This is a genomic window from Nocardioides luteus (assembly GCF_000960475.2).
Taxonomy (GTDB): Bacteria; Actinomycetota; Actinomycetes; order Propionibacteriales; family Nocardioidaceae; genus Nocardioides; species Nocardioides luteus_A.
The window spans coordinates 75119-98723 of sequence record NZ_JZDQ02000004.1 but is presented as its reverse complement, the minus strand read 5'-3'; the positions used below and the strand labels follow the sequence as shown (position 1 = coordinate 98723).

Sequence of the window (23605 nt, the reverse complement as noted above, 5' to 3'; positions counted from 1 at the left end):
AGGCCGCAATTCTTCCATCAACCGCTGGTAGGGTCCGGCGTGAGATGCACGCAAGGAGGCGTACGACCGATGACCACTTCTGACCCGACAGGCCTGCACCGGGTGCTCGACGAGCCGGTGGGCGGCTCGTTGCCCCTGCCCCAGGCGGCCCGAAGACTCGACACCCGAAGGACGCTGTGGCCCGACGAGGTGCGGATCCGGGTGGAGCGACTGAACCTGGACGCCGCCTCCTTCCGGCAGCTCGAGTCCGCACACGACGGCGACGGTGATGCCGTACGCCGCGAGGTGCTCGACATTGTCGCCGACCGCGGCAAGATGCAGAACCCGGTGACCGGGTCCGGCGGCATGCTCGTCGGCGTCGTCGAGGAGGTCGGCCCCGAGTCGCCTCTGGGACTCGCGGTGGGCGATCGCGTCGCCACCCTGGTGTCGCTGACGCTGACCCCGCTCGTGATCGAGGACGGGCTCGCCGGCTGGAGCGGCGACTCCGAGCAGGTGCCGTGCGACGGCTACGCCATCCTCTTCGGCCGCTCGATCGCAGCCGTCCTCCCTGACGACCTCGCCCCCGAGCTCGCGCTGTCGGTGATGGACGTCTGCGGCGCCCCGGCGCTGACCCGGCGGGTCGTCTCCGAGCGCTACGCGGACGGCGTCGTCGCCGTGATCGGTGGCGGCGGCAAGTCCGGGTCGCTGTCCCTGGCCGCGGCCCGTGACGCCGGGGCTCGCCACCTGATCGGCATCGTGCCGACCGAGGCCGAGGCCGAGCGCCTCCGCGAGGCCGGCCTGGCCGACGAGGTCGTGGTCGCCGACGCCCGCAACCCGGTGGCGCTGCGCGACGCGGTCGCCAAGGCCGGCGGTCCTGCCGACGTCACCGTCGTCTGCGTGGACGTGCCCGGCTGTGAGGGCGGAGCGATCCTCACGACCGCCGACCGGGGCACGGTCGTCTTCTTCTCGATGGCGACCTCCTTCTCCGCCGCCGCGCTCGGCGCCGAAGGCCTCGCCGCCGACGTCACGATGCTCGTCGGCAACGGCTACGTCCCCGGGCACGCCGCCTACGCGCTGGATCTCCTCCGCGCGAACCGAGGCGTCCGGACACTCTTCGAGGGGAGACTGGCCCAGTGAGACTCGATCTGGACCCACGCACGATCGCCCAGGCCCGCGCGCTCGCCGCGAAGGTCGGCGACCCGATCGTCGAGCTGGCCACGAAGCACACCACCGTCGCCGTCGAGCGCGCCACGCTGCGGCTGGCCGGGCTCGCCGGCGCCGACCCGGACGGCACCCCGTGGGTGAACCATCTGGTCGACGCGGTGCGTGCCGACATCGGCCTCGAGCACGGCATCGCCCTGCCCGTCTGGCAGGCGCTGGCCGCTCGCAACAACGACCTGACCCGTCTCGCCGAGGAGGCCGCCGCCGGCCAGGTGACATTCCGACTGCCCGAGGGCGCCGAGGCCGAGCTGGCCGCGAAGCACGCCCGCGAGGCGGTCGGGGCCGGCATCGCCCGGCTCGACGCCAGCCGGGTGACCCGGGAGCGGATGATCGCCGAGACCGGCGACGCACCCCGCAAGCCCTGGATCTACCTGATCGTCGCGACCGGCGACATCTACGAGGACATCCCGCAGGCGCAGGCGGCCGCCCGCGAGGGCGCCGACATCATCGCGGTGATCCGCTCGACCGGCCAGTCGCTCCTCGACTACGTGCCCGAGGGCGCCACCCGGGAAGGGTTCGCCGGGACGTACGCGACGCAGGAGAACTTCCGGCTCATGCGGGCGGCCCTCGACGAGACGAGCCGCGAGCTGGGCCGCTACGTACGGCTCACGAACTACGCGAGCGGGCTGTGCATGCCCGAGATCGCGGCGCTGGCCGGCATGGAGCGTCTCGACATGATGCTCAACGACTCGATGTACGGGATCCTGTTCCGCGACATCAACCCGGTGCGTACGTTCGTCGACCAGCGGCTCTCGCGTCAGATCCACGCCCGCGCGGGCATCATCATCAACACCGGCGAGGACAACTACCTCACCACCGCCGACGCGGTCGAGGCGGCGCACACCGTCACCACGAGCCAGCTGCTCAACGAGTACTTCGCCAAGGAGGCCGGCCTCGAGGACTGGCAGCTCGGCCTCGGTCACGCCTTCGAGATCAACCCCGACGTGCCCGACTCGTTCCGGCTCGAGCTCGCGCACGCGCTGCTGGCGAAGACGATCTTCCCCGACGCGCCGCTGAAGTGGATGCCGCCGACCCGGCACATGACCGGCGACATCTTCAAGGGCTACCTGCTCGACGGGTTCTTCAACCTCGCCGGCGCGATGACCGACCAGGGCATCCTGCTGGTCGGGATGATGACCGAGGCGGTCGTGACGCCGTGGCTCTCCGACCGCGACCTCGCGCTGCAGAACGTCCGGTACGTCATGGACGCGGCCGGCCGCCTCGGCGAGGACTTCCACCCGGCCCCCGACGGCTTCATCGCCAACCGGGCCCGCGAGGTGCTGGGGGAGTCGATCGACCTGCTCGAGAAGATCATCGACGAGCCCAACGGGCTCCTGGACGCGATCGCGGACGGCACCTTCGGCCTGATGAAGCGCCCCGCCGACGCCGGCAAGGGCCTGGAGGGCGTGGCCGAGAAGTCCGAGGCGTACTACAACCCGGCCAGCGACATCTTGGAGGGGAAATGACCAAGGAAAATAGGCACCTGATCAGGCCGTACGGCGACACCACCGGCGACGGGATGGTGCAGGTCTCCTTCACGCTGCCGATCAAGCACAGCAAGGTCGCCGACGGCGCCGCGCTGCAGCTGGCCAACAAGATGGGCATGGAGCCGGCGATGGTCGTGCACTCCAAGCCGATGGGCGACGACTTCACCTTCTTCGTCGTCTACGGGCAGGTCAACCATCTCGTCGACACCGACAAGGTGCAGGTCGTCGAGCGCGACTTCCCGCTGCTGACGCCCAAGGAGGCCAACGCGGTGATCAAGGAGACGCTGCGACGCCCGATGGTCGTCGTCGGCGCCTGCATCGGCACCGACGCCCACACCGTCGGCATCGACGCGATCCTCAACATCAAGGGGTTCGCGGGGGAGAAGGGGCTGGAGTACTACAAGGAGATCGAGGTCGTGAACATGGGCGCCCAGGTCTCGGTGCCGGCCCTGGTCGAGGCGGCCGTCACCCGGGGTGCCGACGCCGTGCTCGTCTCCCAGGTCGTCACCCAGCGTGACGCCCACCTGCTCAACACCCGGGAGATGTCGGCGGCGTTCCGTGAGGCCTACCCGGCGGGGGAGCGGCCGCTCCTCGTCGTCGGCGGGCCGCGGTTCGACGAGTCGATGACCACCGAGCTCGGCGTCGACCGTATCTTCGGCCGCGGCACCACCCCTGCCGAGGTCGCCTCCTACCTCGTCCACCGCACCACCATGAAGGAGCCTGCCGCATGACGTCACCCGAGACCGGGCCCGCGATCGGCACCAAGGTCGTCCATCGTCGCTACGTGCCCTACTCGCACGCCCACTACGCCGGCAACCTGGTCGACGGGGCCTACAGCCTGGGCCTCTTCGGCGACGTCGCGACCGAGATGTGCATCCTCACCGACGGCGACGAGGGCCTGTTCGCCTCCTACGACGACGTGCAGTTCAAGGCACCGGTCCGCGCCGGCGACGTCCTGGAGATCACCTGCGAGCTGGTCAAGGCCGGAACCCGGTCCCGGGTGATGGAGTTCGCCGTGTACGTCGTGGCCCGGGGAGCCGCCACCGAGGCTCGTCCAGGGGCTGCTGAGATACTGGCCGAGCCGGTCCTCGCCACCTCCGCGCGAGGGACCGTCGTCGTTCCCTGAGCGGCGTAACGGGTACACGAAGGCGACACGCCGAGGTTCCCCGAGAATTCCTCACTTTTTCGCGGCCGGAAGGCTGTGGCTGACCTGCGGAAACACCTGTTTCCGCAGGTCAGCGCGTTGTTGACTTCCGTCGAGCCAGCGGGTGATGGTGGCAGCGTTCGCCCATGCAGAGTCGCGGTCGGCGGACCGGCGCTCGACGAATCGGGTCGGGGGGTTCGAGCCAGGCATGCCATCGATGCGTTTTCGCGAACGCGGTCAACGACCGTGAGGGCAACGCGGGAGGGCCGAGGCGCCCTTAGACAACGATCGTCCCCCTGCATCCAGCAGGGATCGGAACGGCCCGAAGAACGTCTTGATCCTCCCGCGCCTCTGCTGGCGCATTCGATCGGCTGGCATTCGATCGGCGACCAACGGCCGGATATCCTGTGATCTCCATCCTCATTCCTTGACAAGGCCGGCGTACGTGACGAACGAGCAGCTTCCACCCTGGACCGAGATCGGCCGGGCGGTCATGGTCATCCCGACCTACAACGAGGCGGACAACCTCGCCTGGATCGTCGGACGGCTGCGCAAGGCTCAACCGCGCGTCGACGTCCTGATCGTCGACGACGGCTCACCCGACGGCACCGGCACGATCGCCAACGAGCTGGCCGACAACGACGACCAGATCCACGTGCTGCACCGCACCGAGAAGGCCGGTCTGGGGGCCGCCTACCTGCACGGGTTCGGCTGGGCCCTCGAGCAGGGCTACGACGTCGTGGGGGAGATGGACGCCGACGGCTCCCACCAGCCCGAGGAGCTCCACCTGCTCCTGGAGGCGCTGACCTCCGCCGACCTGGTGATCGGCGCCCGCTGGGTCCGCGGCGGCTCGGTGGTCAACTGGCCGCTGTCGCGACGGCTGCTGTCGGTGGGCGGCAACTTCTACGTCAGGCTCCTGCTCGGTATCGGCGTCCACGACGCCACCGCGGGCTACCGCCTCTTCCGGCGTACGACCCTGGAGAAGCTGCAGCTGAACAGCGTCGAGTCGACCGGCTATGTCTTCCAGACCGAGATGGTGACGCGTACGCTGCGGGCCGGCCTCACCGTCAAGGAGGTCCCGATCCAGTTCATCGAGCGGGTCCGGGGCGAGTCGAAGATGAGCCCCGCCGTCGCCGCCGAGTCGATGCGGCGGGTGACCCGCTGGGGGCTGGCCGAGCGCCGCGACCAGCTGCTCCGGCTGCTGCGCCGGCTCGGGCTGGACGGTCTCGTGGGAGGCCGTCGATGACCACCACCGGACGCCGCAGGTTGTCCTGGGTGCTGGTGCTGCTGTTCCTGGTGATGCCGCTGGTCGAGCTGTTCGTGCTCATCCAGGTCGGCCAGGTGATCGGCGTCTGGTGGACGATCCTGCTGCTGGTCGCCGACTCGATCTTCGGTGCCTGGCTGATGCGCCGTGAGGGGTCGCGGGCCTGGAGCGCGCTGACGACGGCGCTCTCCTCGGGCAAGCTGCCGTCCAACGAGATCGCCGACGGTGCGCTGATCCTGCTCGGCGGCGCGCTGATGCTCAGCCCCGGCTTCGTGACCGACATCTTCGGCATCGTGCTGATCCTGCCGTTCACCCGGCCCTTCTTCCGCCGCATCCTGGCGACCCTCGTGCAGAAGCGGCTGGTCACCGCCGCGATGCCCTCCACGTTCGGTGCCGGTGCACGGCCGCGCAACGACGACATCGTCACCGGCGAGGTCATCGACAAGGACAACCTGGCCTGAGATACGCCGAAGGCGGCCTTCCTGGTGGAAGGCCGCCTTCGGCGTATCTGGCTGTGGCAGAGGTCAGGCGTTGGCCTTCTTCTTGCCCGGTCCCTTGCGGTGCAGGTGAGCCGGGCCGATCTCGCCACCGCGAAGCAGGTCGAGGCGCTCCTTGAGGATGTCCTCGAGCTCCTTCTCCGAGCGCCGCTCCAGGAGCATGTCCCAGTGCGTACGCGCCGGCTTCTCGGCCTTCTCCTCGGGCTTGGCGCCGGAGAGGTTGAGAGCTTCCATGCCGCAGCGCGGGCACTCCCAGATCGCCGGAACCTCGGCCTCGTCCGACATCGTGATCTCGAAGTCGTGGCCCTGCGGGCAGCGGTAGGCCACCTGCTGACGGCCCGCGAACTCGATGCCGCGTTCGTCCTCAAAACTTTGTCCGCCCAGTCGGGCGCCGCGCAACGTGCGCTCGGCCATGAAGCACCTCCTGAGTCGATCGTCCCCCGTTGAATGAGCTGAAGAGCGAGCGGTCTGCGGACTCATGACGCAGGCCGGCCGGGCCTCTTCACACCAACAACGGTACAGAGGAGGTGATGATTCCGTGAATTGTCGAGATCCTCGCCGTGTTGTTCGACACAGGACCCGCCTGACCTGCGGATCTCCCTGAGAAAGTCCTGAGCCGTCGGTGTCCCGAAACCGCCACCTGATGGGAGCGTTCTCACGCCCGGTCGGGCACCCGGTTGCCTGCCTGCTCGATGCCCTTCGTGGTGTTCACCAGGGCGAGGAGCCCGCCGCCGAGGACGAAGAAGGCGATCAGCGCCAGGATCGCGGGCCGGTAGGAGTCGGTCAGCTGGTAGACCAGTCCGAACACCAGGGTGCCGAGCCAGGAGGTGCCCCGGTCCATGGCGTGGTAGAGGCTGAAGTACTCCGCCTCCTTGCCCGCCGGGATGAACAGCGAGAAGTAGGACCGGGCCAGCGCCTGGGTGCCACCCATCACCAGACCGATCCCGACCGCGACGACCAGGAGCGGCAACAAGGTCTGCTCCGGCACGAAGTAGGCGGCGACGACGATGACCATCCAGCCGCCCAGACCGCCGAGGATCACCCGCTTGGTGCCGAAGCTGTTGGCCAGGCGGCCGAAGAAGATCGCCCCGCCGACCGCGACGAACTGCACGAGCAGGTAGATGCCGAGCATCGTGCCGGTCTCGAACCCGAGCTCCTCGACCCCGTAGGTCGAGGCCGAGCTGATCACGGTCTGGATGCCGTCGTTGAAGAAGAGGTAGGCCAGCAGGAAGGTCAGCGCGACCGGATACTGCGGCAGCTCCCTGAGCGTCACGAACAGCTGACCGAAGGAGCGCGCCACGACACCGCCGGAGACGTCCTCGACGTCGGCGGGCTCGTGTCGGCGGATCCGGCGCCACGGGATGATGACGAACCCGGCCCACCACAGCGCGGCCGAGAGCATCGAGAGCCGCACGGCCAGTGCGGTGCCGAGCCCGAGCTGGTCGGCGAAGGTGACCATGAGGAAGTTGACGGCGAGCAGCAGGCCGCCGCCGGCGTACCCGTAGGCCCAGCCGATCGAGGAGACCCGGTCGCGCTCGTTCTCGGTCGAGATCAGCGGAAGGATCGAGTCGCTGACCACCACCGCCGCACCCGCGCACAGGTTGGCGATGATGAACATGATCGACCCGAACCACCAGTTGTCCCCGGTCATGAAGAACAGCAGCCCCGCACAGAGCGCACCGGCCCACGCGAAGCCGGTCATCAGGTCCGGCTTGCGCGAGGTGCGGTCGGCGATCGCACCCACCAGCGGGTAGACGAGAGCCGAGAGGAGGGTGGAGAAGGTGATGACGTACGACGGCAGCGCACCGGGCGCGATCGAGAGACCGAGCACGTCGATCCGGTTGTCGACGGCGGCTGCCTTCGCGATCTCGATCAGGTAGGGCGCGAACAGCACGCCGGCGACCGTCGTCTGGAACGCGGAGACGGCCCAGTCGGTGAAGAACCAGCCCTTCTGCTCCCGCGCCCGCTCGACAGGCCTGAAGTCGCCGATACCGGCTGATGTGGTCACTTCTCGGGCTCCTCGCCATTCTCATCGGATTCGGCCTCGTCGACGGGGTCGACCCGAGACGGCACAGCCTCCCACAGGCCACGTTCCTCCAGGAACGCTTTCAGTACGTCGGTGCGGTCGGTCATCAGCCCGTCGACGTCTCGCTCGATCAGCCGCTTCATCTCGGCCGGGTCGTCGATGGTCCAGACGTGGACCTCCTTGCCGGCCTTGTGGGCGCGGCGGACCAGCCCACGCGATGCCACCCGCACGGCCAGCGGGCCGAGGAGGCGCTGGTGGTGCGGGATCTGGAAGGCGTCGAACTCCCCGCCGGCGAGCCGCCTGGCGATGCCGGTGGTGGGGGCCAGCACATAGGCCAGCACCTCCCGAGGATTCGCCGAGGTCCGCACCCGCCCCTCGGTCAGCCGCCGGAACTCCTTGATCCGGCGGCCCGAGAACGAGCCGACGATGACCTTGTCCTCGTGGCCGGTCGCCGCGAGCAGCTCGGCGAGCGCAGCCGCAGCGCCGTCGGACTTGAGGTCGATGTTGAAGGTGACCTCGGGGAACGCCGCGAAGAGCTCCGCCATGGTCGGCACTCCGTGCTCGCCGCCGATGCGGGCCGCCTGCACCTGGGCGTACGTCATCTCCGCGATCAGCCCGCTCACGTCGGTCACCCGGTCGAGCGCCGCGTCGTGGAAGGCGAGGAGGACACCGTCACGGGTGACATGCACGTCGGTCTCGAGATGGGTGTAGCCGAGCGCCACCGCATGTCGGAACGCCTCCATGGTGTTCTCCATCCCGACCAGGTCGGGATGGAGCGCTCCACCACGGTGCGCGTAGGCGCGTACGCGTCGTTGCTGCTCCCTCACGGGGAGCATCTAACCACCCGTGAGGGACCGATCACATGAGCCCCGAGACTCATGCCGGCAACTGCGTAGAGAAATCCAGAATACGCAGCCGCCGGCATGTTGAGCCCGATGTTCGCTCGCTTGCGCTCGCTCAGTTGCCTCAGATGTCGCGGAAGGCGGTGATGTTGGCGCCGAGCTGGTTGAGCCGCTCGGCGAGGTCCTCGTAGCCACGGGCGATGACGTAGGTCGAACGGAGCACCGAGGTGCCCTTCGACGCGAGCATCGCGAGCAGCACGACGACGGCCGGACGCAGCGCCGGCGGGCAGACGATCTCGGTGCCGGAGAAGTGCGTCGGGCCCTCGATCATCACCCGGTGCGGGTCCATCAGCGTGACGTTGCCGCCGAGCTTGTTGAGCTCGGTCAGGTAGATCGCCCGGTTCTCGTAGACCCAGTCGTGCAGCAGCGTCTGACCCTGCGCGACCGCGGCGATCGCGGCGAAGAACGGCAGGTTGTCGATGTTGAGGCCCGGGAAGGGGAGCGGGTGGATCTTGTCCAGCGGGGCGTGCAGGACCGAGTGCTTGGTGTTGATGTCGACCAGGCGGGTCTTGCCGTTGAGGGCGAGGTACTCCTCGGAGAGGGTGTAGTTGAAGCCCATCTCCTCGAGCGTCGCCAGCTCGATCTCCATGAACTCGATCGGGACCCGCTTGATGGTGATCTCGGAGTCGGTCACGATCGCGGCGGTCAGCAGCGACATCGCCTCGATCGGGTCCTCGCTCGGCGCGTAGTCGACGTCGACGTCGATGACCTCGCGGCCGGTGACGCGCAGCGTGGTGGTGCCGACGCCCTCGACCTCGACGCCCAGCTTCTGCAGGTAGAAGCAGAGGTCCTGGACCATGTAGTTGGAGGAAGCGTTGCGGATCACCGTGGTGCCCGGGTGCAGCGCGGCGGCCATCAGAGCGTTCTCGGTGACGGTGTCACCACGCTCGGTCAGGACGATCGGGCGGCCCGGCTGGATCTCGCGGTTGACGCTCGCGTGGTAGGCGCCGTCGGTCGCCTTGACCTCGAGGCCGAAGGGGCGCAGGGCCGACATGTGCGGCTCGACGGTGCGGGTGCCGAGGTTGCAGCCACCGGCGTAGGGGAGCTCGAAGGTGTCCAGGCGGTGCAGCAGAGGGCCGAGGAACATGATCACCGAGCGCGTACGGCGGGCGGCTGCCTCGTCGACCGCGTCCAAGCGCAGCTCCTTGGGCGGGACGATCTCGAGGTCGTTGTCGTCGTTGAGCCAGCGGGTCTGCACGCCGATCGAGTTGAGCACCTCGATGATCCGGTTGACCTCTTCGATGCGCGCGACCTTGCGCAGGGTCGTACGGCCCCGGTTGAGGAGCGAGCCGACCAGGAGGGCGACCCCGGCGTTCTTGGAGGTCTTGACCGTGATCTCACCCGACAGGGTCGTCGGACCGGTGACGCGCAGGTGCGTCGGCCCCGCCCCGATGTCGACCAGCGAGGAGTCGAGCGCGGCACCGACCCTGGCGATCATCTCCAGGGACAGATTCTGTTGCCCCTGCTCGATGCGGTTGATCGCACTCTGGCTGGTGTTGAGAAGGTCAGCGAGCTGTGCCTGCGTGAGGCCCTTGTGCTTGCGCGCATCGCGAATCAGATTCCCGATACGACCTTTGTATCCGTCGGTCATGGTGCACCACCGTAACTCATATATGAGATAAGCCTGGATTCCCCGCGAAGTGTCGGCGTTTCGTTTCAGGACTGTTGCCTGGCCCCTGCGATGGCCACCGTGTGCAACATCTCGTACGCCGGGTGACAGGATGCCACCATGCGCGCGACGACGATCCATGGGGTGGGCGACATCCGCTCCACCCAGGTACCCGATCCTGCTCTCCAGAAGCCCACCGACGCCATCGTCAAGGTGGTGGGCTCCTGCATCTGCGGCTCCGACCTGTGGAACTACCGTGGCTCCAACGGCGAGATCGAGGAGCCACGCACGATCGGCCACGAGTGCATCGGCGTCATCGAGGAGGTCGGCGCCGACGTACGCGACTTCAAGCCGGGCGACTTCGTGATCGTCCCGTTCGACCACTGCGACAACACCTGTCCGCACTGCCTCGCCGGGGTCCAGTCGGTCTGCGAGAACCTCGGCTTCACGGTCAGCGGACAGAGCGAGTACGCCCTGGTCAACCAGGCCGACGGCTCGCTGGTCAAGCTCGACGAGACACCCGACGCGGCGATGTACCCCGATCTGCTCGCCCTCACCGACGTGATGGCCACCGGCTGGCACGCCGCGGTGATGTCCGGCCTCGGCTCCGGCACCAAGGGTGGCACCGCCGTCGTCGTCGGTGACGGCGCCGTCGGTCTGTGCGGTGTGCTCGCTGCCGCCCAGCTCGGCGCCGAGCGGGTCGTGGCGATGTCGCGCCACGAGGCCCGCCAGGAGATCGCCAAGAAGTTCGGCGCCACCGACATCATCGCCGCCCGCGGCAAGGAGGGCGAGGCCGCCGTCCGCGAGCTCACCGGCGGCGTCGGCGCCGACTACGTCCTCGAGTGCGTCGGCACCGACCAGTCCTTCAAGACGGCCTCCAAGGTCGCCCGCCCCGGCGCGACCGTCGGGTTCGTGGGGGTGCCCCACGACGTCAACCTCCCGGTCAACGCGCTCTTCCGCACCAACGTCGGTCTCAAGGGCGGGATGGCGCCCGTGCGCCGCTACCTCCCCGACCTGCTGCGCCTCACCCTGGACGGCACGATCAACCCGGGCCTGGTCTTCGACAAGGCGCTGCCGTTCACCGAGGCGGCCGAGGGATATCGCCTCATGGACGAGCGGCTCGCGACGAAGGTCCAGCTCACCTACTGACGCGTGGTGATCCCGGGCGGGGGATCGGCCGGGCCGTACGTCTGACACACTCGGCCGATGCCCCGCACCGACACCATGCGCCTGCGCCCGCTGTCACCGGGCGACGAACACGTGTACGCCGGCTGGGCGCTCGACGAGGAGTTCCGGGTGGCCAACGGCTGGCCGGAGCGCGACCGCGACGGCCACCTCCGCCACTGGCGGCGGCTGATCGAGGCTCCGCCGCCCGAGCTCATCAGGCTCGCGGTGGAGGTCGACGAGGAGGTCGTCGGCTACGCGGACCTCCATGGCCTGGCTCCCGACACCCGGGAGCTCGGCATCGCCATCGGCCCGAGCTCACGCTGGGGGCAGGGCCTCGGCCAGCGAGCCATCAAGACCGCGCTGACCTACGGCTTCTCCGTCCTCGACCTGACCCGGATCTGGGCCGAGACGCACGAGACCAACACCCGCGCCAAGAAGCTCTTCGACGCGACCGGTTTCATCGAGACCGGCCGCCACGGCACCGACACCTACCGCGGCGAGGACGTCAGCCTCGTCCAGTACGCCGTCGAGCGGCCCTACTAGTCGCTGATGCGAACGGCTTTCTGCTCCGGGTAGCCCTCCGGGAGCATCATCGTGCCGTCCTGGTGGCGGTAGAGGACCTGCCAGTGCCAGTAGAGGTCGTACGCAGCGGGGGACCGCTTCATCTGCTCGGCGTAGGCGCTGACGGCCGCCACGTAGTGGCCGGAGTGGTTGTAGGACCACAGGGCGCCGGCCATGTCGCCAGGAGCGCCGTTGGCGGCGAGCATGCGGCCGGCAGCCATGATCGCGTCGCCCGGATCGTTGATGTCGCCGCCGGCGCCGTACTGGGCGAAGGTCGAGGGCAGGAACTGCATCGGCCCCTGGGCACCCGCCGTGCTGGTGCCGCGGATGCGGCCCATGCGGGTCTCGACCAGGTGGACGGCGGCGAGGTACTGCCACGGCGTACCGGTCTCCTGCTGGGCCTTGCGGTAGAGCGGCCTCAGCTCCTCGGGCGACGGCGGCGTCAGGATCCTCCAGTCCGGCAGCTTCGGCTGGGGGTCGGTCATCGCCAGGAGCTCGCGCGCGGCGGCGATGTCCGCGGCGAGCTGGGCGCGGTCGGCACGGCCGAGCGCGCCCAGCACGGCGTCGGTCCTCGCCTTCGACCCGCGGGCGAGGTGGCGGGCGGTGGTCTGCTCGAACAGCGCGGCCTCCCGTACGTCCTCGGCCCCCGGATCCCCGGCGGCGACCGTCGCCATCGCCTGGGTGAGGCGCTCGGCAACCGGGACGGTGGCGTCATCCAGCGCCGGTGTCGTCCCGGACGGTGCCGCCGAGGAGACCGACGGGCTGCGGGTCGGTTCTGCGGACGGCCCACCGCCACAGCCGGCGACGAGCGCCGACAGGGCCGTGATGGCGGTCAGGGCAGCGAGCCGGGTGCGCACGCACCCGACGCTACCTGACGGCGGTCTCCGCGATGACGGCCGCGAGCTCGGCCGGCTTGCTCAGCTGCGGCCAGTGACCGGTGGGCAGGTCGACGTAGGTGACGTCCTTGTGCTTCGGGATGGCGGCGACCGACTCGGTGCCTTCGGCGATCCACGCCTTCAGGTCGGCAGAACGGTATTCGGGGCAGACGAAGACCGCCGGGACCGAATAGCGCCGCTCGTCGCCGAGCTCGAACGGCTCGGTGGTCAGGGTGGCGGGGGAGGGTCGCAGCAGTGCCTCGAAGGTGGCGCGGTCGAGGTCGCGTACGTCTGCCTCGTCGAACTCCTCCCAGGGCACCGGCGGCAGGTCGGCGCCGTCGGTGGGGAAGTTCTTGGCCGGGATCATGCCCGGCTCGGCCGGCCAGCCGCCGACATAGACCACGGCAGCGACCTTGTCGACCCGGGCATCGAGGGCGGCGCCGGCCACCGCGCAGCCCATCGAGTGGCCGACGAGGATCACCTGGCCGTCCGACTCGTCGATGGCGCCCACGACGGCGGCGACCTGGTCGGCGACGTGCACGTCGGACCGGTCGGTCTCGGCCGACTCGAGGCCCGGCAGGGTGAGCGGCCGCGGGGTGTGGCCGGCGGTGGTCAGGTGGGGGACCACGAGGTCCCAGGAGGATGCGTCCAGCCAGAGGCCGGGTACGAGAACGATGTCCATCACACGATCCTCTGCCCGGTTGCGGACGATCCGCTTCCGGCACCCACGATTTCTTTCGAACGTGCCGGCTTTCGAACAAAAGAACGGTGACCACCGCAACCGCGGTGGTCACCGTTCGGGACGCCCGAGACAGCTGACGTCAGGTCGTTCAGCGAGCGCCGGCGACCTCCAGTAGCTCCGCGACCTCGTGGGCGCGGCAGTCGCAGTCCGCGTCACACGGCAGGAAGCGGTGACGTGCGTGTCCACAGTCGCGGCACGGCATGTCGTGAGAAAGCGTGAAGCTCTGCACCTCAACGGTGTCCCACATAATTAATTCATCCCCCAGAGAATGTTGGTCGGTGTTTATCGGTGAAGCTGCCTGATATGTAACACGATAATCCGCGACTTCGGAAGGGCTCGGACAACACGCCGAGACAATGTTTTCCCTGGTCAGTCGACCGATATGATTATTCGGTCGACCGATAGATAAACTCATAAGGGGCAGTTGTTGGTGCCGTGTGGACATCTGCTTTACATCGGGCACGACGGCGGTCTCGCGGTGTTGACGGAATGAAAACAGAACGCAGACCGGCACGTCACCACCGACAAGGTGGTGTCATCTCGGAGACGGTTCCGGAGTGCAGAACACCCAGAGGCGAAGGTCCCGGTCGCCGTGGCCATGCCGGCCCAGCCCGGGTCCGACCCCGAACCAAGGGAATCCTGGCGGGCTGTTGAGAGTTCTACTACTCGTGAAGAACATCGGATTCTTGTCTTTCGGTCACTGGACACCGTCGCCCTACTCACAGACCCAGTCGGCACGGGACGCACTCATCCAGGGGATCGAGCTGGCCGTCGCCGCCGAGGAGATCGGCATCGACGGCGCGTACTTCCGTGTCCATCACTTCGCCCGGCAGTACGCCTCGCCCTTCCCGCTGCTCTCCGCGATCGGAGCCCGCACCTCGAAGATCGAGATCGGCACCGGCGTCATCGACATGCGCTACGAGAACCCGCTCTACATGGCCGAGGACTCGGCGGCCGCCGACCTGATCTCCGGCGAGCGCCTCCAGCTCGGGATCAGCCGCGGCTCACCCGAGCAGGTCATCGACGGCTGGCGCTACTTCGGCTACGACCCCGGCGAGAACGCCTCCGAGGCCGACATGGCCCGCGCCCACACCGAGACCTACCTCAAGATCATCGAGGGCGCCCAGTTCGCCGAGCCCAACCCGCGGCCGATGTTCCCCAACCCGCCCGGCAAGCTCCGGGTCGAGCCCTACTCCGAGACCCTGCGCGACCGGATCTGGTGGGGCTCGAGCTCGCTGGCGACCGCGCGCTGGGCCGCCGGGCTCGGCATGAACCTGCAGAGCTCGACCCTGAAGACCGACGAGAACGGCAAGCCGTTCCACGTCCAGCAGCGCGAGCAGATCGAGGCCTTCCGTGAAGCCTGGAAGGAGGCCGGGCACGAGCGTGAGCCGCGGGTCTCGGTCTCGCGCTCCATCTTCGCTCTCGTCAACGACGAGGACCGGCGCTACTTCGGGCTCGATCGGCAGACCAAGGACCAGATCGGCAACATCGACGATCAGACGCGCGCCATCTTCGGGCGCTCGTACGCCGCCGAGCCCGACGTCCTGATCGAGGAGCTCGCCGAGGACGAGGCGATCCAGGCCGCGGACACACTGTTGCTCACCGTCCCGAACCAACTCGGCGTCGACTACAACACGCATGCCCTGGAGAGCATCCTGACCCACGTCGCACCGGGTCTCGGCTGGCGGTAGAAACCTCCGGGTCGCGCAACTTCCGGGTCACAAAAGGGCGCATAATCGTTGTCAACCGCCCCACGTGGCCACGCTATTGGCTACCGTGCACGGCGACCGTTATTCAAGGGGGACCCTGTTGGCTACGTACGCTGAGCTGCTGGACGGCTACCTTCGCGATCCTGGCCCGGAGTCATTGAGAGCCCTGCGTGAGGCGATCCTCGAGGCTCCCAACTTCCGGCCCGATCTCGAGATCACCGAGATGATCGCCCCGATGATGTCGGCCGGCGACTACGCCGGTGCCGTCGCAGCCGTCCATGCGCTGATGCCGGGCGCGATCTTCAGCCCGTCCGCCCACGCCGCGCTCGCCGACGCCCAGCGTGGCCTCGGCAACCCCGAGCAGGCCCAGCGCGAGTCGATCCTGGCCCAGGCGGCCCTCGACAGCATCATCAGCACGGGGGAGGGCACCGAGACCGAGCCGTGGACGGTGCTGCGCACCAGCGACGCCTACGACGTGGTGCTCGCCTCGGGCAAGACGCCGCGTTCACAGGTAGCGGTCGGCAAGCTCGACCGGATCGTCTGCACCGACTCGACCGTCTGGTTCTTCGACACCAGCAACGACTTCGCCAGGACGTGACCGCGAAGGCACGCGCAGACGTGTGCTGATTGTTCACCGGGTTGTTGCCGGTAGGGACGGTGTGCGTCGGGTTCCTGACGGCCCCGGCACTCACGCTCGGGAGCATGATGAGTCGCACCTTGCGGATTCTGCTCGCCGGGATCGTTGCCGCCATCTTCGCCTCCGCAGTGCTGAGCGCGTCGGCGGGGACCGACGTGCCGCGCGAGTCCGACCAGGGCCAGACCGTGTTCGAGCGCCACGAGGTGGCCCCCGAGGACGCGCGGCCCGGTGGCGGCGCGGCACCGTTCGAGACCGGCGTGGTGATCGTGGTCAACACGTTGCTGCTCGGTGGACTCCTCGGCGGCATCCTCTGGGGCCGGCGCCGGCTCGGCCACGCCGACGCTGCTCTGCCCAATCTGTCCGTATAGCGAGAATTGCGTCTCATTTTTCGGGATTCGCCGCTTAAGGTCGATCCATGTCGACCTACACCCATGGCCATCACGAGTCCGTGCTGCGCTCGCACAGGTGGCGTACGGCGGAGAACTCCGCGGCCTACCTGCTGCCGCGACTGAGCCCTGAGCAGCAACTGCTCGACGTGGGTGCCGGGCCGGGGACGATCACGCTCGACCTCGCCGGCAGGGTCGCCCGGGTGACCGCGACCGAGATCGGGGAGACCGAGCTCGAGCTCTCACGGCGTGCAGCCGAGGCCGGGGGAGTCACGAACATCGACTTCCGGGTCGAGGACGTGCACGCGTTGAGCATCGAGGACGCCGCGTACGACGTCGTCCATGCGCATCAGGTGCTGCAGCACGTGGCGGACCCGGTGCAGGCGCTGCGGGAGATGCGCCGGGTGACGAAGCCCGGCGGCGTCGTTGCCGTGCGGGACAGCGACTATGCGGGCTTCGTCTGGTGGCCGGAGTCGGCCGAGCTGACCGAGTGGCTGCGTCTCTACCAGCTCGCGGCGCGGGCCAACGGCGGTGAGCCCGACGCGGGCCGGCGCCTGGTCTCCTGGGCACGCGCGGCCGGCTTCACCGACATCCAAGCCACCTCGAGCACCTGGTGCTTCGCGGACCCCGAGGACCGGGCGTGGTGGGGCGGGATGTGGGCCGACCGGTTCACCGACTCCGCGGTCGCCCGCCAGCTGGTCGACTCGGGAGACGCCACGACCGCCGACCTCGCCCGGGTCGCGGACGGGTGGCGGTCGTGGACTGAGGCGGAGGACGGTTGGTTCTCCGTCCTCCACGGCGAGATCCTGGCTCGCGCCTGAGGAGCGGGGCTCAGCGACGCATGATCCGCGAGGAGAGCGTGTTGCCGAGCAGCTGGATGACCTGCACCAGCGCGACCAGGATGAGCACACAGACCCAGGTGACGGTCGGGTCGTACTGCCGGTAGCCGAAGGTCTGGGCGAAGCTGCCCAGACCGCCACCCGCGATCAGGCCGGCGACCGCTGACATGTCGACCACCGCGACGAAGGCGAAGGTGTAGCCGAGGATGATCGGCGCCAGCGCCTCGGGAAGCACGACGGTCGCGGCGATCCGGGCGCGGCTCGCACCCATCGCGCGGGCCGCCTCGATGACCCCCGGCGGGACGGTCACCAGGTTCTGCTCGATGATCCGGGCGATGCCGAACATCGAGGCCAGGATCAGCGAGAAGACCACCGCCGAGAAGCCGATCCCGGTGCCGACGATCAGCCGCGCGGCGGGCTGGACGGCGGCGATGAAGATGATGAACGGGATCGGCCGGAAGAAGTTGACCAGCACGTTGAGGACGACCGAGACGACGACGTTCTCGTAGAGCCCGCCCTTGCGGGTCAGATAGAGCCCGAGCGCGAGCAGAAGTCCCAGGGTGCCGCCGATCAGCATCGTCAATGCCACCATGAGCAGCGTCTCGCCGGTGGCCTGCCAGATGTCGGGCCACAGCTCGCCGAGACGGGTGTCGGTGGGGAGAACGGTCAGCATCACACCTCCTTGGTGGTGACGAGGGCGGCCAGCTCGCGTACGGCCTCATCGACCGAGGTCTCCGGGCCGTCGAGGGCGAGCGTCAGGTTGCCGAAGGTGGCGCCCTGGATCTCCTCGATGCCGCCGAAGACGAGCTCGAAGGAGATACCGCGCTCGAGGAGGACCGCGAAGATGTCGGTCTGGCGGGGTCCGCCCTCGCGCAGCTCCACCTTCACGAACCGGCCGGGATGGCGGGAGCGGAGCGCAGCGAGCGCCTCGGCGTCGGGCTCGTCGTCGACGACGGTGCCGACGAAGCGCCGCGTCACCGGCTGCTTCGGCGAGGAGAAGACGTCGTAGACGGCACCGGACTCGACCACGCGACCGTTCTCCATGACCGCGACATGGTCGGCCAGCTCGCGGACGACCTCCATCTCGTGGGTGATCGCCACGATGGTCGTGCCGAATTCCTCGTTGACCCGCTTCAGCAGCCGCAGCACCTCGTGGGTGGTCTCCGGGTCGAGTGCGCTGGTGGCCTCGTCGGCGAGCAGGAGCGAGGGATTGGTGGTCAGCGCGCGGGCGATGCCGACACGCTGCTTCTGCCCGCCCGAGAGGTTGCGCGGGTAGGTGTGGGCCTTGTCGGGGAGCCCGACGAAGTGGAGCAGCTCGGAGATCCGGCGCTGCTGCTCGGCCTTGGCGACGCCGGCGATCTGCAGCGGGTAGGCCAGGTTGCCCCAGACCGTACGCGACTCGAAGAGGTTGAACTGCTGGAAGATCATCCCGATGCCGAGCCGGATCGGCCGCAGCTGGCGCTCGCGCAGACCGACCAGCTCGGTGCCGCCGACTTGGATGGAGCCCGAGGTGGCCGGCTCGAGGCCGTTGAGCAGGCGTACGAGGGTGGACTTGCCGGCACCTGAGTAGCCGACGATCGCCTGGATGTCACCGGCGGCGATGTCCAGGTCGACGTCGTCGACCGCGCGGACCTCGTTGCGCCCCCGGGCCGCCGGGTAGGTCTTGGTGACGTTGCGGAGCCGCACCAGCGGCTCCGCAACGGTGGCCGGATGCGTCACTGACGCTCCTCAACCTGCTTCTCGGTGTCCTCGAGCGACTTCTGCAGGTCCTCGACCGGGATCTTGACCAGCTCGGCGGTGTTGCCGGAGGTCTCGTAGACCCCCTTCTGCACGTCCTCGTCGGTCTGGAAGATCTTGACGAGCTTCTGGTAGATCGCGTTGTCCTTGTCCTCGGCGCGTGCGGCGAAGATGTTGACGTAGGGCAGCGCCTTCGGGTCCGAGGGGTCGTCGGTCGCGAGCGCGTCCTCGAACTTCAGGCCGGCGTCCTCGACGAAGTCGTTGTTGATGATCGCCGCGGCGACGTCGGGGAGCGAGGAGGCGGTGATCGAGGCCTGGACAGCCTTGATCTTCACCTTGGAGGCGGCCGTGTCGACCTCCTTGATGGTGCTGAACGGCGTGCCGCCGTCGGTGAGCTCGATCAGGCCCTTCGACTGCAGCAGGACCAGGCCGCGGGCCTGGTTGGTCTCGTCGTCGGGGACGATCACCGTCTCGCCGGGCTTGATGTCGTCGAGGCTCTTGTACTTGGAGGAGTAGAGGCCCAAGGGGTAGGTGGCGGTCGAGCCGAGCACGACGAGGTCGTCGTCGTTCTGGACGTTGTAGTCGGCCAGGAAGATGATGTGCTGGAACTGGTTGAGGTCCAGCTCGCCCTCCGACAGCGCCGGGTTGGGCTGGTTGTAGTCGCCGAAGTTCTTGACCTCGAGGTCGATGCCCTCCTCGCGGGCGGCATCCTGGAAGGTCTTCCAGTAGGGGTCGTCGGCGCCGACGACACCGATGGTGACCTTGGTCAGGTCGGCGCTGGAGTCGTCGTCGCGGGTGAGGAAGAACGCGAGACCGCCGATCACGACAGCGGCGGCGACCACGATCCCGATGATCAGCGGGAGCTTGGACTTGGGAGCCTCGATGAGCGGGATGGGCTCGGGCGTGTTGGAGGACACGGGTGGGAACCTCTTCTAGACGGGAGAGTCTCGACATTGAGAGCGGGCAACCTGGTTGTTGTCCACCAAAACAGTAGACTTAACGAGGATCACATCCCGATTGTCGGTCACACGCCGAGACGTGTCACGGACCCGTCCCGGCGTGTGCTAGAGCGATGTTTCCCGAGGTCAGGCCAGGTCCCGCCGCCTCATCAGGACCACCGCGGCGACCACCGCGACCAGGACGTACGCGGCGACGGTGATCAGCGCCTGCTCGCCTCCGATCGTGGTGACGACGCCCGGAGTCCCGGACTGGTCGCCGACCAGCGCACCGACCAGCGACCCGCCGGCGGTGCCGGGGAGCACGTGGGTGAAGGTCTCGACCGCGGAGATCAGCCCGCCGACGCCGCGCAGCAGGTTCTCGACGACCAACGCCCAGACCAGCCCCAGGCCGACCGCGATGGAGGGCCCCTTGGCGATCACGCCGACCAGGAACCCCAGCACGGCCCACATCTCCAGGACCAGGAACCCGGTGCCGTACGCCTTGGCGACCGCCTCCAGCGAGGGCATCGCGATCTCGTGGCCCTCGGTGACGGCGATCAGGGACGAGACGCCGAGGTAGAGGACGAGGGTCGCGGTGATCATCGCCACGACGATGAGGGTCACCGCGAGCAGCGAGCCACCGACGGTCGCCAGCCGTGACGGACCCTGGGTGAAGACCGTCTTCCAGGTGCCCCAGCCGAAGCCGTTGCCGGCGGCCAGCGCGCCGATCACCATGGCGAGCGCGCCGCCGAACATCGGCAGCCCCTGGACCAGGATGTCCGGCAGGGCCGGCGGGAGCATCTGGGCGAGCAGGCCCGCGCGGGTGCCGCCGTCGCTGGTGAAGTTCTCCTCTCCCGAGACGTACGCGACGTAGTTGAAGACATAGCCGAAAGCGAGGGCCAGCGCCATCCAGGCGCCCACGACGACCCAGGTCGCCGACCACTTGCGCAGGCGCAGCAGCTCGGCGCTGGTGCTGTTGATCAGTGCGTTCATGACACGAGCTCCTTCGTGCTGGTCATCTCGAAGAACACGTCCTCGAGGGACCGCTCCGCAGCGGTGACCTCGTGGACGTCGACCCCGGCGCCGACCAGCTCCTTGACGAGCCGGGGAGCGGCGGTGGCAGGCAGACCGATCTCGAGTGCGCCGTCGCCGAGGCGGCGTACGCCGTCCTCGCCGGCCGACCGCATGACAATGGCCAGGGCGGCGTCCTCAGGGGTCGCCCGGAGGCGAAGCGTGGCTCCGCCGCGCAGCTCGGCGACGGTCGACTCGCGCAGCAGACGGCCGTTGCTGATGACGCCGACGCGGTCACAGATCTCCTGCACCTCGGCCAGGATGTGGCTGGAGAGGATCACCGTCTGGCCGGCCTCTGCCAGGGAGACGACCAGGGCGCGCATGTCGGCCATGCCGGCCGGGTCGAGCCCGTTGGTCGGCTCGTCGAGCACGAGCAGGTCGGGGGAGCCGAGCATCGCGGCGGCGACGCCGAGGCGCTGCTTCATTCCGAGCGAGTAGCCCTTGAAGGCGTCCTTCGCGCGGTCGGTGAGGTCGACCAGCTCCAGCACCCGGTCCAGCTCGGTGTCGGGCAGGCGGCGGTAGCGGGCGAGCGTACGCAGGTTGTCGCGCCCGCTCAGGTAGGGGTAGAAGCCGGGACCCTCGATCAGGGCCCCGATTCGTGCGGTGACGTCGGGGCGCCCGGCGGGCTGCCCCAGGATGCGGGCCGAGCCGGCCGTGGGCCGGATCAGGCCGAGCATCATCCGCAAGGTGGTCGTCTTGCCGGCCCCGTTGGGGCCGAGGAAGCCGTACACCTCGCCGCGCTCGACGGTCATGCTGACCCGGTCGACGGCGAGCCTGTCGCCGTACCGCTTGGTCAGCCCGTCGGTCTCAACCACGAGTTCGTTCATGCCTCCCACGCTCTCGTGACCACCCCTGGGCTGGCGTCGGCGTCGCGGAGGCTCCGGGTTACGCAGATCTGCGTAGGCCGTCGGCCATGTCTGTCGTACGTCTCGGGCGCCCGCGCGAACTACGGTGTGTCCATGTCCCGGATCCATCGCCACTGGCTGCCGTGGCTCGTCGTCGTGGTGGAGCTGGTCGGCTCGCTGGGCAGCAACGCCCGCGCCGACACCCGGGGGCCGGCCGCGCTGGGCGCGCTGCTCGCTCTCGCCGCGGTGCTCCCGGTGCTGCTGACCCGGCCGCGGGCCTGGATGCTCGCCGCGAGCGGACTCTGCGTCGGCGGCTACTTCGCTGCGGGATACTCCGAGGGTCCCATCTTCATGGCGCTCCCCGCGGTCACTTTCGCGGTGGCGCTGTCCTCGCCCCCGCGACGTTGGGTCGGGTGGGCTCTCCTGGCTGCCGTGCTGGTGGTTGCCGGGATCTTGCTGAACCCGGACGGGCCACGATTCGACGGTGGTCCCGCAGCCAGGCCGTGGCGCTCGGGAGCGGGACTCGAGGGTGACATCTCGACGTGGCAGGCCTTCGGGCAGGTGGCGCTCATCGCCGCGAGCGGTGCGATCGCCACCGCGCTGCGCTCGCGCAACGAGGCCCGCGCCCAGCGGCAGCGCCGTGCGGTCAGCGACGAGCGGGTCCGGATGGCCACCGACCTGCACGACGGCGTCGGGCACGGGCTGGCAGTGATCGCGATGCAGGCCGGCGCCGCGCTGCACGTGCTCGACCGGGACCCCGAGGCGGCCCGCCGCAACCTGGAGGCCATCCGTGCCGAGAGCAAGGAGTCCCTGGACCTGCTCCGCCGCCAGCTGGCCCGGCTGACCGACACGGACGCCCCCGCCGGGTCGGCGCCACGGGCGCCGGAGCACGGGCTCGCCGACCTGCCCGCCCTGGTCGAGCGGGTGCGCTCCGGCGGTCTGGACGTCTCGCTCCGACTCGAGGTGACCTCGGCGCCGGCGGAGGCCGAGCGGGCTGCCTACGCGGTGGTCCAGGAGGGGCTCACCAACGTGCTGCGGCATGCCGGTGCGTCGCGAGCCGAGGTCTCGGTCGTCGCCTCGTCCGGAGCTGAGATGGTCGTGACGGTGCGCGACGACGGGCGGGGATCGGACATCCCGGGCAAAGAAAGGCGTCCTGGGATGGGAATTGTGGGAATGCGGTCGCGCGTGGAGGCACTTGGGGGCACCCTAGAGGCGGGGCCGGAGGTACGGGGCTTCCGGCTGCGGGCTTCCATCCCGCTTTCTGGGTCCTCGGCGGGTGGCGCGGAGGGGCTGGCATGAGCAGTGTTGATCCGGGGAAGATCAGCGTCGCTCTGGTCGATGACCAGCCCCTGGTACGCATGGGCCTGGCGACGATGATCGGCGCCGAGCCCGATCTGGAGGTCGTCGGCGAGGCCGCCGACGGCAGTGCCGCGCTGCCGATGCTGCGCCGCACCCACCCCGACGTCGTGCTCTGCGACATCCGGATGCCGGTCCTCGACGGGCTCGGGATGCTGGAGCAGGTCACTCGCGACGCCTCCCTGAAGGACGTACGGGTGGTGATGCTGACGACCTTCGAGCTCGACGAGTACGTCTTCGAGGCGCTCCGGCTGGGTGCGAGCGGCTTCCTGCTCAAGGACGCCGAGCCGGTCGCGCTGCTGGATGCGATCCGCGTCGTCGCCGACGGCGGCTCGCTGCTCGCGCCGACGGTGACCAGGCGGGTGATCGAGGAGTTCGGCTCCTCCCGCCGGGCCGCCAACCCGCATCCGCGGCTCGGTGACCTGACCGAGCGTGAGCGGGAGATGGTCGCCTGGGTGGCGACCGGCCGCTCCAACGCCGAGATCGCCGCCGAGCTCGTGGTCAGCCCGGACACCGTCCGCACCCACGTCTCGCGCGCGATGGTGAAGCTGCATGCCCGTGACCGCGCCCAGCTGGTCGTCTTCGCAATCGAGTCGGGCCTCAAGATCTGACC

The 23605-nt window shown here is 69.0% G+C and carries 25 protein-coding genes; 14 read left to right on the top strand and 11 right to left on the bottom strand.

Annotated elements, in window-relative coordinates; genetic code table 11:
• Positions 1 to 69 precede the first annotated feature (69 nt).
• The 6 genes from UG56_RS03735 to UG56_RS03710 all read left to right on the top strand — a co-directional run bounded on the left by UG56_RS03735 (position 70) and on the right by UG56_RS03710 (position 5556).
• Positions 70 to 1116, top strand: coding sequence for an L-erythro-3,5-diaminohexanoate dehydrogenase (locus UG56_RS03735; protein WP_045547570.1), 1047 nt, complete (start codon positions 70 to 72; stop codon positions 1114 to 1116).
• The gene (locus UG56_RS03730; protein ID WP_045547569.1) at positions 1113 to 2666 is read left to right on the top strand and encodes a lysine 5,6-aminomutase subunit alpha; all 1554 of its coding nucleotides are present in this window, start codon (positions 1113 to 1115) and stop codon (positions 2664 to 2666) included. The genes UG56_RS03735 and UG56_RS03730 overlap by 4 nt, the downstream gene beginning before the upstream one ends.
• Complete coding sequence (locus tag UG56_RS03725) at positions 2663 to 3418, top strand: OAM dimerization domain-containing protein (protein ID WP_045547568.1); 756 nt, start codon at positions 2663 to 2665, stop codon at positions 3416 to 3418. Before UG56_RS03730 ends, UG56_RS03725 begins: the two co-directional genes overlap by 4 nt.
• Complete coding sequence (locus tag UG56_RS03720; RefSeq protein ID WP_045547567.1) at positions 3415 to 3813, top strand: hotdog domain-containing protein; 399 nt, start codon at positions 3415 to 3417, stop codon at positions 3811 to 3813. Before UG56_RS03725 ends, UG56_RS03720 begins: the two co-directional genes overlap by 4 nt.
• A 463-nt stretch (positions 3814 to 4276) precedes the next feature.
• Complete coding sequence (locus tag UG56_RS03715) at positions 4277 to 5077, top strand: polyprenol monophosphomannose synthase (RefSeq protein ID WP_084100453.1); 801 nt, start codon at positions 4277 to 4279, stop codon at positions 5075 to 5077.
• Positions 5074 to 5556 (top strand): FxsA family protein, encoded by a 483-nt coding sequence (locus UG56_RS03710; RefSeq protein ID WP_045547566.1) that lies wholly within the window; start codon positions 5074 to 5076, stop codon positions 5554 to 5556. Before UG56_RS03715 ends, UG56_RS03710 begins: the two co-directional genes overlap by 4 nt.
• A gap of 63 nt (positions 5557 to 5619) precedes the next feature.
• Here the strand turns inward: UG56_RS03710 and UG56_RS03705 are convergent, their stop codons facing one another.
• From UG56_RS03705 to UG56_RS03690, 4 genes are all read right to left on the bottom strand, one after another.
• The gene (locus UG56_RS03705) at positions 5620 to 6006 is read right to left on the bottom strand and encodes an RNA polymerase-binding protein RbpA (RefSeq protein ID WP_008359714.1); all 387 of its coding nucleotides are present in this window, start codon (positions 6004 to 6006) and stop codon (positions 5620 to 5622) included.
• 241 nt (positions 6007 to 6247) lie between these two features.
• A complete protein-coding gene (locus tag UG56_RS03700) occupies positions 6248 to 7600 on the bottom strand; it encodes an MFS transporter (RefSeq protein ID WP_045547565.1) in 1353 nt (450 codons plus the stop codon).
• Positions 7597 to 8454: a glycerophosphodiester phosphodiesterase family protein gene (locus tag UG56_RS03695; RefSeq protein WP_045547564.1), complete on the bottom strand. Its 858-nt coding sequence runs from the start codon at positions 8452 to 8454 to the stop codon at positions 7597 to 7599. The genes UG56_RS03700 and UG56_RS03695 overlap by 4 nt, the downstream gene beginning before the upstream one ends.
• A gap of 130 nt (positions 8455 to 8584) precedes the next feature.
• Positions 8585 to 10111, bottom strand: a complete 1527-nt coding sequence (locus UG56_RS03690) for a UDP-N-acetylglucosamine 1-carboxyvinyltransferase (RefSeq protein WP_045547563.1) — start codon at positions 10109 to 10111, stop codon at positions 8585 to 8587.
• Between the two features lie 138 nt (positions 10112 to 10249).
• On the opposite strand from UG56_RS03690, the gene UG56_RS03685 reads away from it, so the two are divergent.
• Both UG56_RS03685 and UG56_RS03680 read left to right on the top strand, forming a co-directional pair.
• Positions 10250 to 11278, top strand: a complete 1029-nt coding sequence (locus UG56_RS03685) for a zinc-dependent alcohol dehydrogenase family protein (RefSeq protein WP_045547562.1) — start codon at positions 10250 to 10252, stop codon at positions 11276 to 11278.
• A 57-nt stretch (positions 11279 to 11335) separates the two neighbouring features.
• The gene (locus UG56_RS03680; RefSeq protein ID WP_045547561.1) at positions 11336 to 11839 is read left to right on the top strand and encodes a GNAT family N-acetyltransferase; all 504 of its coding nucleotides are present in this window, start codon (positions 11336 to 11338) and stop codon (positions 11837 to 11839) included.
• Here the strand turns inward: UG56_RS03680 and UG56_RS03675 are convergent.
• Complete coding sequence (locus tag UG56_RS03675) at positions 11836 to 12714, bottom strand: lytic transglycosylase domain-containing protein (protein ID WP_084100450.1); 879 nt, start codon at positions 12712 to 12714, stop codon at positions 11836 to 11838. The genes UG56_RS03680 and UG56_RS03675 overlap by 4 nt on opposite strands.
• Positions 12715 to 12724: 10 nt before the next feature.
• Entirely contained in the window at positions 12725 to 13414 is a 690-nt protein-coding gene (locus UG56_RS03670) for an alpha/beta fold hydrolase (protein WP_045551234.1), read from the bottom strand.
• A gap of 746 nt (positions 13415 to 14160) precedes the next feature.
• Between UG56_RS03670 and UG56_RS03665 the strand changes: the two genes are divergently transcribed.
• The 4 genes from UG56_RS03665 to UG56_RS03650 all read left to right on the top strand — a co-directional run bounded on the left by UG56_RS03665 (position 14161) and on the right by UG56_RS03650 (position 17027).
• Positions 14161 to 15165, top strand: coding sequence for an LLM class flavin-dependent oxidoreductase (locus UG56_RS03665; RefSeq protein WP_256206413.1), 1005 nt, complete (start codon positions 14161 to 14163; stop codon positions 15163 to 15165).
• A 118-nt stretch (positions 15166 to 15283) separates the two neighbouring features.
• Positions 15284 to 15781 carry a DUF4919 domain-containing protein gene (locus UG56_RS03660; protein WP_143054893.1) on the top strand — a complete coding sequence of 166 codons (498 nt, stop codon included), beginning with the start codon at positions 15284 to 15286 and terminating at the stop codon, positions 15779 to 15781.
• Between the two features lie 104 nt (positions 15782 to 15885).
• Positions 15886 to 16188, top strand: a complete 303-nt coding sequence (locus UG56_RS03655) for a hypothetical protein (protein WP_218145120.1) — start codon at positions 15886 to 15888, stop codon at positions 16186 to 16188.
• Between the two features lie 47 nt (positions 16189 to 16235).
• Entirely contained in the window at positions 16236 to 17027 is a 792-nt protein-coding gene (locus tag UG56_RS03650; RefSeq protein WP_045551238.1) for a class I SAM-dependent methyltransferase, read from the top strand.
• Positions 17028 to 17037: 10 nt separating this feature from the next.
• On the opposite strand, the gene UG56_RS03645 is transcribed toward UG56_RS03650, so the two are convergent.
• The 5 genes from UG56_RS03645 to UG56_RS03625 form a co-directional block, all read right to left on the bottom strand.
• On the bottom strand, positions 17038 to 17718 hold the full coding sequence (locus UG56_RS03645) for a methionine ABC transporter permease (protein ID WP_045551239.1): 681 nt from the start codon (positions 17716 to 17718) through the stop codon (positions 17038 to 17040).
• Entirely contained in the window at positions 17718 to 18764 is a 1047-nt protein-coding gene (locus tag UG56_RS03640) for a methionine ABC transporter ATP-binding protein (RefSeq protein ID WP_045551240.1), read from the bottom strand. The genes UG56_RS03645 and UG56_RS03640 overlap by 1 nt, the downstream gene beginning before the upstream one ends.
• Positions 18761 to 19699 carry a MetQ/NlpA family ABC transporter substrate-binding protein gene (locus UG56_RS03635; protein ID WP_045551241.1) on the bottom strand — a complete coding sequence of 313 codons (939 nt, stop codon included), beginning with the start codon at positions 19697 to 19699 and terminating at the stop codon, positions 18761 to 18763. The genes UG56_RS03640 and UG56_RS03635 overlap by 4 nt, the downstream gene beginning before the upstream one ends.
• Before the next feature lie 168 nt (positions 19700 to 19867).
• Complete coding sequence (locus UG56_RS03630) at positions 19868 to 20713, bottom strand: ABC transporter permease (RefSeq protein WP_045551242.1); 846 nt, start codon at positions 20711 to 20713, stop codon at positions 19868 to 19870.
• A complete protein-coding gene (locus UG56_RS03625) occupies positions 20710 to 21618 on the bottom strand; it encodes an ABC transporter ATP-binding protein (protein ID WP_045551243.1) in 909 nt (302 codons plus the stop codon). Before UG56_RS03625 ends, UG56_RS03630 begins: the two co-directional genes overlap by 4 nt.
• Before the next feature lie 132 nt (positions 21619 to 21750).
• Between UG56_RS03625 and UG56_RS03620 the strand changes: the two genes are divergently transcribed.
• Complete coding sequence (locus tag UG56_RS03620; RefSeq protein WP_071326857.1) at positions 21751 to 22935, top strand: sensor histidine kinase; 1185 nt, start codon at positions 21751 to 21753, stop codon at positions 22933 to 22935.
• Complete coding sequence (locus UG56_RS03615; RefSeq protein ID WP_045550804.1) at positions 22932 to 23603, top strand: response regulator; 672 nt, start codon at positions 22932 to 22934, stop codon at positions 23601 to 23603. Before UG56_RS03620 ends, UG56_RS03615 begins: the two co-directional genes overlap by 4 nt.
• Positions 23604 to 23605 lie beyond the last annotated feature (2 nt).